This is a genomic window from Sphingomonas sp. LHG3406-1, assembly GCF_029637485.1.
Lineage (GTDB): Bacteria > Pseudomonadota > Alphaproteobacteria > Sphingomonadales > Sphingomonadaceae > Sphingomicrobium.
In genome coordinates this window covers 1,665,570-1,678,600 of the sequence record NZ_CP069128.1, presented here as the reverse complement: position 1 = coordinate 1,678,600, position 13,031 = coordinate 1,665,570, and the positions used below count along the sequence as shown (strand labels likewise).

The following is a 13,031-nucleotide window of genomic DNA, read 5'->3' as shown; positions in this document are numbered from 1 at the left end:
AGGCAGGGCGTCAGTGGACGGGCGCTCTGCTCCGCTTTTTAGACCAGAAGGGGGAGTACATGACCAAGAATTGGATGCTGATCGTACCGGGCGCGCTTCTGCTGAGTGCCGCTCCGGCCTCGGCGGTCGACCTGCGTTCGGCGGTTCAGGCAGCGCTGCAGAGCAATCCCGAGATCCGCCAGGCGGTGCACAACCGCGAGGCGACGATGGAGGAGCTGAACCAGGCCCGCGGCCTGTGGCACCCCCGTGTCGACCTGCGCGCATCGGCCGGCCTGCGCGAACTGCGCAACCCGAGCCGTCGCCGCATCGGCCTTGGTGACGAGCTGCTGAAGCCGGTCGAGGGCGAACTGGTCGTCGACCAGCTGCTGGTCGATGCCGGCGGCCGCAATGCCGAGATCCGTCGCCAGGCGAGCCGCACCGACGCCGCCGCCGCGCGCGTCGAGGAGCGCAGCGAGTTCATCGCGCTGAACGTCGCCCGCAACTATATCGACTATCTGCTCCAGCAGCGGCTGGTCGCCATCTCCGAAGACAATGTCGCTTTCCACGAACGCCTTGCCGGCGACCTTCGCCAGGGCGTGCAGTCGGGCTCCATCTCGATCGCCGACCAGCAGCAGGCCGAGGAGCGGCTTCAGGCTGCCCGCGCCCGCGTGACCGAGGCCCGCGAAGATCTCGAGACCGCCGCCATCGCCTTCCAGACGCTGACCGGCATGCCGATCGACAGCGTCTCGGTTCCGCCCGACCTGTCGGGCCAGGTGCCGCAGACGCTTCAGGACGCCGAAGCCGCCGCGCGCGACAACAATCCGCGCGTCCAGGAGGCGATCGCCGACCTCAGCACCTCGCGCGAGGTGGTGCGCGCCGCGCGCAGCGACGTCGGTCCGCGGCTCAATGCCGAGGGCCGTGCCCGGATTGGCAATGACATCGATGGTTTCGCCGGCAACACCCGCGACCTGCAGGCCAATCTGGTCCTCCGCTGGACGCTGACCAACGGCGGCATCAAGGAAGCCAATGTCCGCGAGCAGCAGCGCCGGGCCGACGAGGCCCACGCCCGACTGTTCGAGACCCAGCGCCGCGCCGAGGAAGATGCACGCTCGGCCTGGAGCCGCCTGCAGAACCAGCAGCGGCTGGTCGGCGAGCTCGAGAACCAGAGCCGGATCAGCGACGACCTGCTGCTCTCCTATCGCGAGCAGTTCAACGTCGGCCGTCGCAGCTTGCTCGACGTGCTCGACGCGCAGAACACCCGCCAGAACGTCCAGGCCCAGGCCGAGACCGCGCGGATGAGCCGCCTGTTCGCCCAGTACCGGGTGCTGGCCGCGTCCAACAAGCTGATCGAATCGCTCGGCGTGCAGATGCCGCAGGGCGCCTACAGCGACGTCCGCAACCGCTACAAGGTGCGTGCCGTCCCCGCTAGCGACCGTCAGGAGAACAGCCTGCGCTATCCGGTCATGGGTCCGCCCGCCGATCCGCAGGACGTCGGCGCCACGCCGCGCCCGGTGAGCGGCGCCGTGGCCGCGGAGCCCGTCGCCTCGGGCCAGTAAGCGTTGTCGAGAGGATGGTAAGGTGAGTTTCCTGCACATGGTTGAAGCCTCGGCGACCGAGGCGCTCGACCCCGTCCTCGACTGTCTCGCCTATCTCGCGCGCGCAGCGGACCGGCCTTCGTCGCCAGTCCTGCTGCGCGCCGGGTTGGCGCTCACCCCCCAGGGCCTGCTGCCCTTCCACCAGGTCGAGCCCGCGCTCGAGCAGGTGGGCATGCGCGGCATGCCGATCACGCGCCCGCTCAAGGGCTGGCCCAAGTCCAGGCTGCCCGCCATCCTCGAACTGGAGGACGGCCGCGCGATCGTGCTCAACGAGCTGAACGGCCGCGACGCCCTGGTCTTCGTGCCCGGCACCGCCGAACCCATGTGGGTTGCAGCGAGCGAGATCGAACCGCTCTTCACCGGCCGCGCCGTCCAGGTCGAGGCCGATCCGACCCAGGAACGGGCCGGCGAGCGGCCGTGGGACCGGGCCAAGCGGGTTCACTGGTTCTGGAGCGAGATCAACAAGCTCCGGTCCGAGCTTCGCCCCGTGCTCCTCGCCGCCCTGGTGGTGAACCTGCTCGCCTTCGCCGTGCCCCTGTTCACCATGCACGTCTACGACCGGGTCATCCCCAACAAGGCGATCCCGACCCTGTGGGTGCTGGCGCTCGGCGTCTGTCTCGCCCTCGGCCTCGACTTCGTGCTCCGGCTCGCCCGGGCCCAGCTGATCGACGAGGTCGGGCGCACGCTCGACGCCAAGCTCAGCCAGAAACTGTTCGAGAAGATCATGAACATCCCGCTTGCCGAGCGGGCGGGAAGCACCGGCGCCATGGCCCGGCGGGTCAGCGAATATGAACTGGTCCGCGACTTCTTCGCCTCGACCACCGTCGTGCTGGCGGTCGACATGCTGTTCCTCGTCCTCTTCCTCGGCCTGATCACCGTGCTGGCCGGCTGGCTGGTGCTGGTGCCGGTCGTCGGGATCGCGCTGATGCTGGCGGCGGGGATGAGCCTGCAGCGCGGCATGAACCAGGCCGCGCTCGACGCGCAGGCCGACAGCAGCCTGCAGCATAGCGTGCTGGTCGAGAGCATCTCGGGCCTCGAAACCCTCAAGGCGCAGCGCGCCGAGGGCCAGATGCTCGGCCGCTGGCGGCGTCTGGCGGACATGACCGCCGCCACCCAGGAGAAGATGCGCCGCCTCACCGCGGTCGCGGTCAACCTCGCCAGCCTGTCGCAGCAGCTGATCTCGATCGGCCTGCTGATCGGCGGCTTCTACCTGTTCAACGCCGGCGCGATGAGCATGGGCGCGATCATCGCCATCGTCATGCTCGCCGGCCGCGCACTTGCCCCGGTCGGGCAGTTCGCCTTCCTCATCACCCGCGGCAAGCAGGCCTTCACCACGCTCGACAGCCTGCAGCGGATGATGGAATCGGGCGATGAACGGGTCAGCGCGGCCCGTTCGATCGTGCCCGAGATCCGCAACGGCTCGATCGCGATGGAGCATGTCTCCTTCCGCTATCCGACCGCCGCGCGCGACAGCCTCGCCGACATCAACCTCACCATTCGCCCCGGCGAGAAGATCGGCATCATCGGCCGCGTCGCCTCGGGCAAGTCGACGCTCGGCCGGCTGCTATGCGGCTTGTACGCACCGACCGACGGCGTGATGACGGTCGACGGCCTCGACAGCCGCCAATACCACCCGCACCAGCTGCGCGACGCCTTCCGCTTCGTCGGCCAGGACGCCGAACTCTTCTCCGGCTCGGTCAAGGACAATCTCCTGCTCGGCGGCGCGCGCGCCAGCGACGAACAATTGGTCGATGCGGTCCGCCGCTCCGGTGCCGACATCTTCCTGTCGCGCGACGCGGCCGGCTTCGACCTTCCGGTCGGCGAGCGCGGCGCGCTCCTGTCGGGCGGCCAGCGCGCCCTGCTGGTGCTCGCCCGCGCGCTCGTCAGCGACAGCCGCCTCTTGTTCCTCGACGAGCCGACCGGCGCGATGGACACGCAGACCGAGGCCTATTTCATCGACAAGCTGAAGACGGCGCTGAAGCCCGACCAGACGCTCGTCGTCGCCACCCACCGCCATCAGATGCTCGCCATCGTCGACCGCCTGCTGGTGATCGACCAGGGCCGGATCATCGCTGACGGCCCGGTCGACGAGGTGCTCGGCCGCCTGCGCGACGCGGCATCCGCTCCCGTGGCCAGGGAGGCCTGAGCCGATGATCGCCGCTCGCCGCCTGTCCATCCGCTTCGCCGCGCTCCGCTGGGAAACGCTGGCGCTCGGCGCCCTCGGCCTCGCCGCCCTCGTCGCAATCGCGGTCACGTTCGTCGCCAGCATGCGCTCGCCGGTCGAGGCCGCCTCCGTCTCGCTGCAGCCCGCTCGTGCCGCGGCGCTGATTGCGGCGACCAGCGGCGAGAAGTCGCTCGAAGTGCGCGCCACCGGAGAGGCCGCCGAGCAGATCAACGCCGCCCTGCCGTTCAACGGCGGTCCCGTCCAGGCCGCCCAGCCATTCAACGCACCGACCGGCGGCACTGCCTACGACCGCGCGCTGACCTGCCTCACCCAGGCGGTCTATTACGAAGCCGGGTTCGAGCCGGTCGAAGGTCGCCGCGCCGTCGCGCAGGTGATCCTCAACCGCATGCGCCACCCGGCCTTCCCGAAGTCGGTCTGCGGGGTCGTCTATCAGCGCAACGCGACGCCTATCTGCCAGTTCACCTTCGTCTGCGATGGTTCGCTGACCCGCCCGGCCGCGGCCACTGCCTGGGCCGAATCCCGCAAGATCGCCGCCGCCGCGCTCGCCGGTTACGTCGAACCATCGGTGGGACAGGCGACCCACTATCACGCCAACTATGTCGCCCCTTACTGGGCGCCGATGCTGGCCAAGATCACGCAGATCGGCGCCCACATCTTTTATCGCTGGCCGGGCGCCTGGGGGCAGCGCGGCGCCTTCAACGGCCGCTACATTGGCGAGCCGGCGGATCCCGCCTCGCTCCGTCCGGCGCTTCGTCCGGTCGTGCTGGCGGAGGGAGAGGCGGCGATCGCCGTTACCCCACCGGCTCAGCTCACCTTCGAACAGGACAAGACCATCCGCCGTGCCGCCAATGACGTCGGCGGGTTGATGGACCCGAGCAAGGGCTGGACGCTTTCCATCCCTGATCCGCAGGAAAGCGCCACCCGCACCCGCGCGCTCTTTGCCGCACAGGGCCAGGCGCCGCTCCCCCGCGAAGCCGCCGCCGCCGCGGCCGTCACCACTGCAAGCAGCGGCTCCGCCGTGCTCGCCGCCAACTAGAACAGGCTCGTCGCGTCATGGCCTCCATTCCCTTCGCCCCAAGCGCCTTCCAGGCCACTCATCGCACGCCGCTGACCGGTTCGCGCAAGATCATCCTGTTCAGCAGCATCGGCTTCTTTCTGTTCCTGATCTGGTCGATGGTCGCCCATGTCGACGAGGTCACCAACGGCCAGGGCAAGGTCATCCCGTCGAGCAAGGTGCAGCTGATCCAGTCGGCCGAGCCCGCGACCGTGCGCGAGATCATCGTCCGTTCGGGCGAGCGGGTGCGCCAGGGCCAGCTGCTCGTCCGGCTCGACGACACTCAGTCCAGCTCGGAGCTCGGCCAGGTCCAGGCCGAGACGCAGGCGCTCCAGCAGCGCGCTGCCCGCCTCGGTGCCGAGGGCGGGGTCGGCGCCGGCGGGATCGCGGGCGAGGAAGGCGCGCTGCTCGACGCGCGGCGGAGCGCCCTGTCGGGACGGCTCGGCGCGCTCAGCGCCACCGCCGAGCAGCGCCGCCGGGAAGCCGCCGAGGCCGCCGCTACCATCGGCAGTCTCGGCCAGAGCCTCCGTCTCGCGCAGGACAATGTGAACCGGCTGGCGCCGCTCGCCGCCAAGAGCATCGTGCCGCAGACCGAGCTTGCCAATGCCCAGCGTGAGGTGGTCGACCTTCAGGGCCGCATCGCCGCCGCGCGCGAGCAGCAGGGCCGCGCCATGGCCGCCGTCAACGAAGCGCGCGCCCAGGCCGCCGAGGCGAGCGCGCAGTTCCGCCAGGATGCGCTGAACGAACGCAGTCAGGTCACCCAGAAGATCGCCATCAATGAGCAGACGTTGCGCGGCGCGCAGGGTCGTCTCAACCGTGCCGAGCTCCGCTCACCCGTCGACGGGGTCGTCAACGACGTCCAGGTCACCACCCGCGGCGGTTTCGTCCAGGCCGGGCAGAAGATCATGGAAGTGGTGCCGCTCGGCGACAAACTGCTGGTCGAGACCCGCGTCCGCCCCAGCGACATCGCCTTCATCAAGGTTGGCGACCGAGCGCTGGTGAAGGTCACCGCCTATGACTTCTCCATCTATGGCGGGCTTCAGGGCAAGGTGGTGCAGGTCAGCGCCGACTCCATCTATGACGAGGCGACCCGCGAGGCTTATTTCAACGTCATCGTGGAAACCGAGCGCAGTTATCTGACCACCGCCGGCCGCCGCCTCCCGATCACGCCGGGCATGATGACCGACACGCAGATCATCACCGGCCAGAAATCGATCCTGACCTATCTGCTGAAGCCGGTCCTCAAGGCCAAGAGCGACGCCCTGACCGAGCGCTGACCGCTCAGTCGAGCGGAACGGAAAGCAGGTCCGCGGCGGAAATGGTGAACACCGGCTCCTTCCACTCCAGCTCCATAAGCACCGGCGCCGCGGCCGGGACCGGCAAGGGATCGCCTCCGGTCGAGGTGACCGAGGCCAGCACCATCGGCGGCTCGGCCTGGCGGCGATAGCCGTGGGTCCAGCGGCGACCCGCCGAATAGGAGAAGATCGGCCGATAATCGGTGACATCGGCGGCATCGACGATGCGGTCGGTGCCATTGTCGAGCACCAGCAGCCGCCCGCCGCTCGCCACGACCAGCACCGCATGGTCGCTCCGCCGGACGAGGTCCTTGAGGATCACCAGATAAAGGTCGCGGTCGGCGAAGCCGGCGGCGCGCAGCAGCTCGCGCTTGGCGATCGCATAATCCTCGCAGTCGCCGCGGCCCCGCCGGAGCGACTCCGCCGCGCTCTGCCAGACGTCCGCCCGGCCGAACTGGCGGTCGTCGTCGACGAAGGCGATGCGCGCGTTCACGAAGCGGTTCACCGCGTCGATCCGCTCGGAATCGCCGCGGCCGCGCAGCCCGGCCGCCCAGCTCACCGAATCCGCATCGGCGGGACGGCCGGCGACGGCCTGCCAGCGCCGGTCGAGCGGCGTCGCGGGGATGGCAAGGGCGACCGATCCGAACACGTCGGGCCGCTCGGTGGTCTCGAGCGCGGCGCGGCGGACGGTGATCGGGCGATCCGAATAGGGCGAGCGCAGCACGGCCGGGGTCGGCGCAGCAGGCAAGGCCGGGGTCGCGGCGGCAGTCGCGGCGATGGCCACCCCCTGCTGCTGCGCCATCAGTTCGGCAAGGCGGCTGGACGTGCCGAGCAGGGCCTCGCTCTTGCGCACCGCATTCGCGCTCACCGCATAGGGCGAGGCGGCGGTCTGGGCCGAAGCGGCGGCCGGCGCGAGCAGCGCGGCAGCGGCGAAGCCAAGGACGGTGGCGAGGCTCTTGTCCATGACGACGCTTGTCGCGCGTCAAGGCGAACATCGGCTTTCCGCCTTTGGTTAAAGCCTCGGTAAGGCTAAAGATTCTCGTCCACATCGGACAGGAATGCCGCCAGCACCCGGTTAAAAATGGCGGGCTGTTCCATGTTCGGCAGGTGCCCCGCGCCGGCGATCTCGATCAGCCCGGCATGCGGAATGAGCGTCTTCAGCGCATCCGACAGGGCAGGCGGCGTGACCCGGTCTTCGCTGCCGCAGAGGATGAGGGTGGGAGCTTCAATCGCCGCCACTTCCGCCCGCTGGTCGGCCAGCCATACCGCCGCCGCCCCGAGCGCGTAGGCGGCCGGATCGATGCGCGACATGGTCGCGATCACCTCGGCGCGGACTGCAGGGTCGGCGGGCTGGGCGAGCAGGGCGTCGGCGCGCGCCTCGGCCAGCCCGGCCATGCCGTGCTCCCTTGCGCCGGCGAGCGACCGATCGTGGATCGCCTGACCCTCGGGATGCACGGCGAACGTGTCGGCGAGGACCAGCGAAGCGATGCGCTCGGGCGCGCGGTTGGCCATGGCGATTGCCACCACCCCGCCGAGGCTCAACCCGCAGACATGCGCCCGGTCGATGCCGAGCGCGTCCAGCACTGCCACCGCCGCATCGGCATAGCAGCCCCGGTCGGCGCCGACGATGAACCCACTGTCGCCATAGCCCGGATTGTCGATGGCGATGGCCAGCCGCTCCCCGCCGAAGCGCTCCAGCTGCCGGTCCCAGGCGCTCCGGTCCGATCCGACCCCATGCAGAAACAGCAACGGCATGCCGCCGCTTCCGCTGGTCGAAAGGCCGATGCGGCCGAGGCTCGTCGCGATGCTGCTCATGGAAGGCGCGACCTTGGCAGCATCGGCCGTCTGCCGCTAGGGCAGGGGCATGACGAGGATGCGGGTCAACGGACAGGCGATCGAATTCGCCATGGATCCCGCCACGCCCTTGCTGTGGGCGCTGCGCGACGCGGCCAACCTCACCGGTACCAAGCAGGGCTGCGGCGGCACCGGCACGTGCGGCGCCTGCACCGTCATCGTCGATGGCGCGTCGGCCCTGTCTTGCCTGCTCCCGATCGGCTCGCTCGAAGGCGCCGACGTCACCACCGTCGAGGGCCTCGCCAGCCATCCCGTCGCGCTTGCGCTGGTCGCCGAGGATGCCGTGCAATGCGGCTTCTGCCTGCCCGGCTTCGTCTGCGCGGTGGCTGCCCTTCTCCAGCAGAGCCCGCGCCCGTCGCCGGAGCAGGTGGATGCGTTGCCGATCCTCTGCTCATGCGGCGCCCAGCCGCGCCTCAGGCGGGCGATCGAGCGGGCGGCGGCATCCATGGCCGCCTCCAGCCCCGCGCCGGCCCCGGAGCCCGCAGCAGCGCCGGCAGCGGCGCCTGCCGCGAACACCCCGCCGCCAGCATCCGAGATCGTTTCGCCTCGTTAATGCTCGGCTCAGCCGCCGTGAACAAATCTCCGGTGAATAGACATACGGAGTGAGTAATCGGTCATGCGCCTTCCTGTCCTCGCCCTGCTTCTCCTTTCCGCCGCCGGGCCCGCGATTGCTGCCGCGCCGGACACCGATGAGCGCGCCGCGCGTCCCTCGGAGGAGCGCGCCGGCCGGCCCGGACGAAGCGAGCCGCGCTTCGAACGCGCCCAGCGCGCCGAGCGGGAAGAGCCACGCTTCGAACGTCGCGAGCCGCGCGAACGGCCGGAGCCGCGGGCGGAGCGCGCCGCGCCGCGCTTCGAGCCGCCACAGCAGCGGATCGAGCAGGCCGATCGTTCCGAGCGCGCCGAGCCGCAGGCGGAGCGTCGCTCGCCGGCCTTTGGTGCCATCGCCCGCGGGATGGAGCGGGCACAGCGCGCCGAGCGCGGCGAACAGGTTCCCGCGCCTGCGCGCTCGGCCAGCGAAGGACGGCCGGCCGACGGGCTTTCCCGCTGGCGCGAGCGGGAGGCGGAGCGCCGCGGCCGTCCCGCCGAAGTGCCGCCCGCGCCTTCGCCCCCCGTCCTCGCCCAGCCACGGTCCGGTCTCGAAGGCGTGCGCAGCGCGGACAGCGCACGGCGACCCAGCGGCTACAGCGAACGGCGCATGCACGACGTGCTTCGCGACCGGATCGCCGCCGAAAGCTGGCGCAGGGAATGGCGGCGCGACCGCGACTACGACTGGCGACGCCACCGCGACTGGGACCGCCGCCGTTTCCACGTGGGCATCTATGTCGATCCGTTCGGCTGGCGCTACCGCGACTGGGACATCGGCTGGCGCCTGCCGTCGCGCTTCTATTCGGCGCGCTACTGGATCAGCGACCCCTGGTATTATCGCCTGCCGCCCGTCTACGGCCCCTACCGGTGGATCCGCTATTATGACGACGTGCTGCTGGTCGACCTGCGCAGCGGACGGGTGATCGACCGCATCCGCAATTTCTTCTGGTAGACGAAGCCGGGCGGTTGATCGAAGGTGGGTTGCGAGGCGTCGGCGACGGCGCCTCGTGACGCATGCCATCTTCTTGCCTCGGAAAGCCCGAACCCATGTCCCATCGCCTGATCCTCGCCGGTGCCAGCCTGCTGGCCCTCGCCGGCTGCACCACCACGGCCGTGCCGGCCGGTCCGACCTCGGTGGTGGTCACCCAGGTCGCGCCGCCCGCGCCCAGCGCCGAGGAGCAGGCCAAGGCCGCGCACGACGAGCTGTTCGCCCTATTCAGCAAGAGCGACGACGAGAACCTCCGCCGCAACCCGCTGAACGCGCTGTTCCGCGGTGACCTGCGCTATGCCGACCGGCTGGGCGACAACATCTCCGATGCCTATTACGCCGCCGAGAAGGCCGCCGCCGAGCAGGACCTTGCCGGCCTCGCCGCCATCGATCGCAGCCGGCTGACCCCGACCGACCAGATCGCCTACGACGTCTTCAAGTTCACCACGGAAGACACGCTGCGCGGCTATCAGGACGATCTTCTGCCGCTCACCCGGGTGCGGCCGATGAACCACTTCTTCGGCATCCACACCTTCTACCCGACCTTCGCCAGCGGGCAGGGCGCGGCGCCGTTCCGTAACCTCGAGGACTATGAGAACAACCTCAAGCGCCACAAGGATTACGTCACCTACCTCGACCGGGCGATCGTCCGCTGGCGCGAAGGCATGGCGAGCGGCGTGGTCGACACCAAGCTCACCGTCCGCAACATGATCGAGCAGCTCGACAATCAGCTGAAGCAGAAGCCCGCCGAAAACAGCTTCCTTGGTCCCGTCCGCAAGTTCCCGGACTCCTTCTCCGCCGCCGACCGCGCGCGCCTGACCGCCGCCTACCGGGCCTCGGTCGACCAGGAACTGCGCCCGGCGCTGACCCGCGTCCGCGACTTCCTCAGGAGCGAATATCTGCCCGCCGCCCGCGACGGCGTCGGCCTCATGTACCTGAAGGGCGGTCCCGCGCTCTACAGCTACCTCGTCAAATCGACGACCACGCTCGACATGACTCCGGACGAGATCCACCAGCTCGGCCTCAGCGAAGTGGCGCGGATCAGGGCCGGGATGGACGAGGTCCGCCGCGAAGTCGGCTTCAAGGGCGACCTGCCGGCCTTCTTCAACCATCTTCGCACCGATCCCAGGTTCAAGATGAAGAGCCGGGAGGCGCTGACCCAGGGCTATTACGACATCGGCAAGAAAGTGGACGCCGAGCTTCCGCGCTTCTTCTCGATCACGCCCAAGGCGCGGCTCGAGATCCGCCCCTACGAGACCTTCCGCGAGAAGTTCGAGGCGGGCGGATCCTACCAGAACGGCACGCCCGACGGCGCGCGCGCCGGCGTCTTCTACTTCAACGCCTACGATCTGCCGAGCCGCACCACGCCCGGCATGACGACCCTCTACCTCCACGAGGGTGCGCCTGGGCACCACTTCCAGATCAGCCTCGCGCAGGAGAATGAGGCGCTGCCGGCCTTCATGCGCTTTGGCGGCAACACCGCCTATGTGGAAGGCTGGGCCCTCTATGCCGAGACGCTCGGCTACGACATGGGCTTCTTCAAGGCCCCCTATCAGCGCTTCGGCACCCTGTCGGACGAAATGCTCCGCGCCATGCGGCTGGTGGTCGATACCGGCATCCATTCCAAGGGCTGGACCCGCGAAAGGGCGATCGACTACATGCTGTCGAACAGCGACATGGGCCGAACCGACGCCACCGCCGAGGTCGAGCGCTACATCGCCATTCCGAGCCAGGCACTCGCCTACAAGATCGGCGCGCTCACCATCCAGCGGCTGCGCACCAAGGCGCAAACCGAGCTTGGGCCCAGGTTCGACATGCGCGTCTTCCACGATCAGGTGCTGAACACCGGCGCGCTGCCGCTGTCGGTACTCGAGCGCAAGATCGAGGGATGGATCGCGGCGACCAGGGCCGCGTAGTTGAAAGGCCTCGGATTGGGGTCGATCTGCCCGCTCGGCTGACCTTCTGCCTATCATGAAAGGAGGATTAACTAAGCGGGTAGCGACATGTCCGATGAATTGTCGGTGCGCCTGTCGTTCATGAATTTCACGCCGAAGCAGCGCGAGGTTCTGAACGGCATCAAGGGCATGGTTGGAAGGCTGATTTCGCCGGCGCTGGACAAGTTCTACGAGAAGGTCCGGGCAACGGCCGAAACAAGCAGGTTCTTCCGCGACCAGAAGCACATGCGGACGGCGCAATCGGCGCAGGAGAACCACTGGTCCCGGATCGCCAGCGGGCAGTTCGACGAGCAATTCCATGCCGGCGTGAGGCGGATTGGATCCATTCACGCAGCCATCGGGCTAGAGCCTCGCTGGTACATCGGGGCTTATGCCCTGGTGCTCGAGCACGTCATCCAGGGGATTGGCCGCGAGTGGCACTGGACGCGCCGCCTTCGAAGTGGCTTCCGCGGACCGACCCAGGCGGAAGCAACCGTGGCGCTCGTCAAGGCAGCGCTCCTCGACATGGAACTGTCCGTGTCCATATATTTCGAGCAGAGCCAGGTCGAGCGGAACCAGGCTATCGAGAAGTTGAGCAAGGCGCTGAAAGACCTTGCAGCCGGCGACCTGACCGTCGAGCTGCAGGACCTTCCGCCAAGCTTCTCCGCCATCCGCGACGACTTCAACTCGGCCGCGGTCCAGCTCCGCAACCTGATCGGCGGCGTTGCGGAGGGAGCGTTGCAGATCGACACCGGCTCGTCCGAGATCGCCCAGGCGGCCGAGGACCTGGCGCGAAGGACGGAGAGCACGGCCGCAAGTCTCGAACAGACCAGCGCCGCGGTAGATCAGATGAGCGGCCGCCTTCGCGCAACCTCGGATTCGGCCGACCAGACGGTCAGGCGGGCCGACCAGGCCAGCACGACCGTGGCGAGCGGTCGCAAGGTCGCCGATGATGCGGTCCGCGCCATGCGATCGGTCAGTGACAGCGCGACCGGCATCGATAGCGTGATCGAGGGCCTCGACAAGATTGCGTTCCAGACCCGAGTGCTGGCGATGAACGCGGCCGTCGAGGCCGGGCGTGCCGGAGAAGCAGGTCGCGGCTTCGCCGTGGTTGCCGATCTGGTCAGCGCCCTTGCCATGCGGGCGGAGGAAGAGGCCAAGAAGGCGCGCGACCAGCTCACCAACACCCAGATCGAGATCGCGACGGCCGTGAAGGCGGTGGAGAATGTCGACGGCGAGCTGCAGAAGATTTCGACCGACGTCAACGCGGTCCATCAGCTGCTAACGGCGATCGCAAGCGACAATCAGGCGCAAGCCGCCGCCATCTCCGAGATCAGCAGTGCGGTCAATTTCATGGACCAGGCGACCCAGCAGAATGCGGCAATGGTCGAGGAAGCCTCGGCCGCCGCGCGCGGTCTTGCAACGGAAGTCGGCAAGCTGAATGCCCGGACCAGTCAGTTCCGCATATCGGGAGGCTCGTCCTGGTCGGCGACGATCCGACGGGAGCTGGAGGAAGGCTCGCTGCACCTGAACAAGGCGGCATGATGCTCAGGTAAGGACCG

Annotated in this window: 10 protein-coding genes; 8 read left to right on the top strand and 2 right to left on the bottom strand. The window is 68.9% G+C overall.

Annotation, left to right across the window (positions count from 1 at the left end; genetic code table 11):
- Positions 1 to 59 precede the first annotated feature (59 nt).
- The 4 genes from JOY29_RS08165 to JOY29_RS08150 are packed head-to-tail and all read left to right on the top strand — an operon-like array spanning position 60 to position 6,090.
- Positions 60 to 1,535, top strand: coding sequence for a TolC family protein (locus JOY29_RS08165; RefSeq protein WP_300973033.1), 1,476 nt, complete (start codon positions 60 to 62; stop codon positions 1,533 to 1,535).
- Between the two features lie 22 nt (positions 1,536 to 1,557).
- Positions 1,558 to 3,720 (top strand): type I secretion system permease/ATPase, encoded by a 2,163-nt coding sequence (locus JOY29_RS08160; protein WP_300973032.1) that lies wholly within the window; start codon positions 1,558 to 1,560, stop codon positions 3,718 to 3,720.
- Positions 3,721 to 3,724: 4 nt separating this feature from the next.
- Positions 3,725 to 4,795 (top strand): cell wall hydrolase, encoded by a 1,071-nt coding sequence (locus JOY29_RS08155; RefSeq protein ID WP_300973031.1) that lies wholly within the window; start codon positions 3,725 to 3,727, stop codon positions 4,793 to 4,795.
- Positions 4,796 to 4,812: 17 nt separating this feature from the next.
- On the top strand, positions 4,813 to 6,090 hold the full coding sequence (locus tag JOY29_RS08150; protein WP_300973030.1) for an HlyD family type I secretion periplasmic adaptor subunit: 1,278 nt from the start codon (positions 4,813 to 4,815) through the stop codon (positions 6,088 to 6,090).
- A 4-nt stretch (positions 6,091 to 6,094) separates the two neighbouring features.
- Here JOY29_RS08150 and JOY29_RS08145 read toward each other — a convergent pair whose 3' ends face one another.
- Both JOY29_RS08145 and JOY29_RS08140 read right to left on the bottom strand, forming a co-directional pair.
- Entirely contained in the window at positions 6,095 to 7,072 is a 978-nt protein-coding gene (locus tag JOY29_RS08145; RefSeq protein WP_300973029.1) for a transglutaminase-like cysteine peptidase, read from the bottom strand.
- Between the two features lie 65 nt (positions 7,073 to 7,137).
- On the bottom strand, positions 7,138 to 7,923 hold the full coding sequence (locus JOY29_RS08140; protein WP_300973028.1) for an alpha/beta fold hydrolase: 786 nt from the start codon (positions 7,921 to 7,923) through the stop codon (positions 7,138 to 7,140).
- Between the two features lie 49 nt (positions 7,924 to 7,972).
- Here JOY29_RS08140 and JOY29_RS08135 point away from each other — a divergent pair, with 49 nt between their 5' ends.
- From JOY29_RS08135 to JOY29_RS08120, 4 genes are all read left to right on the top strand, one after another.
- The gene (locus tag JOY29_RS08135) at positions 7,973 to 8,515 is read left to right on the top strand and encodes a (2Fe-2S)-binding protein (protein ID WP_300973027.1); all 543 of its coding nucleotides are present in this window, start codon (positions 7,973 to 7,975) and stop codon (positions 8,513 to 8,515) included.
- 63 nt (positions 8,516 to 8,578) lie between these two features.
- Positions 8,579 to 9,499, top strand: coding sequence for an RcnB family protein (locus tag JOY29_RS08130; RefSeq protein WP_300973026.1), 921 nt, complete (start codon positions 8,579 to 8,581; stop codon positions 9,497 to 9,499).
- Between the two features lie 95 nt (positions 9,500 to 9,594).
- On the top strand, positions 9,595 to 11,451 hold the full coding sequence (locus JOY29_RS08125) for a DUF885 family protein (protein WP_300973025.1): 1,857 nt from the start codon (positions 9,595 to 9,597) through the stop codon (positions 11,449 to 11,451).
- An 87-nt stretch (positions 11,452 to 11,538) separates the two neighbouring features.
- Entirely contained in the window at positions 11,539 to 13,014 is a 1,476-nt protein-coding gene (locus tag JOY29_RS08120; protein WP_300973024.1) for a globin-coupled sensor protein, read from the top strand.
- Positions 13,015 to 13,031: the final 17 nt, after the last annotated feature.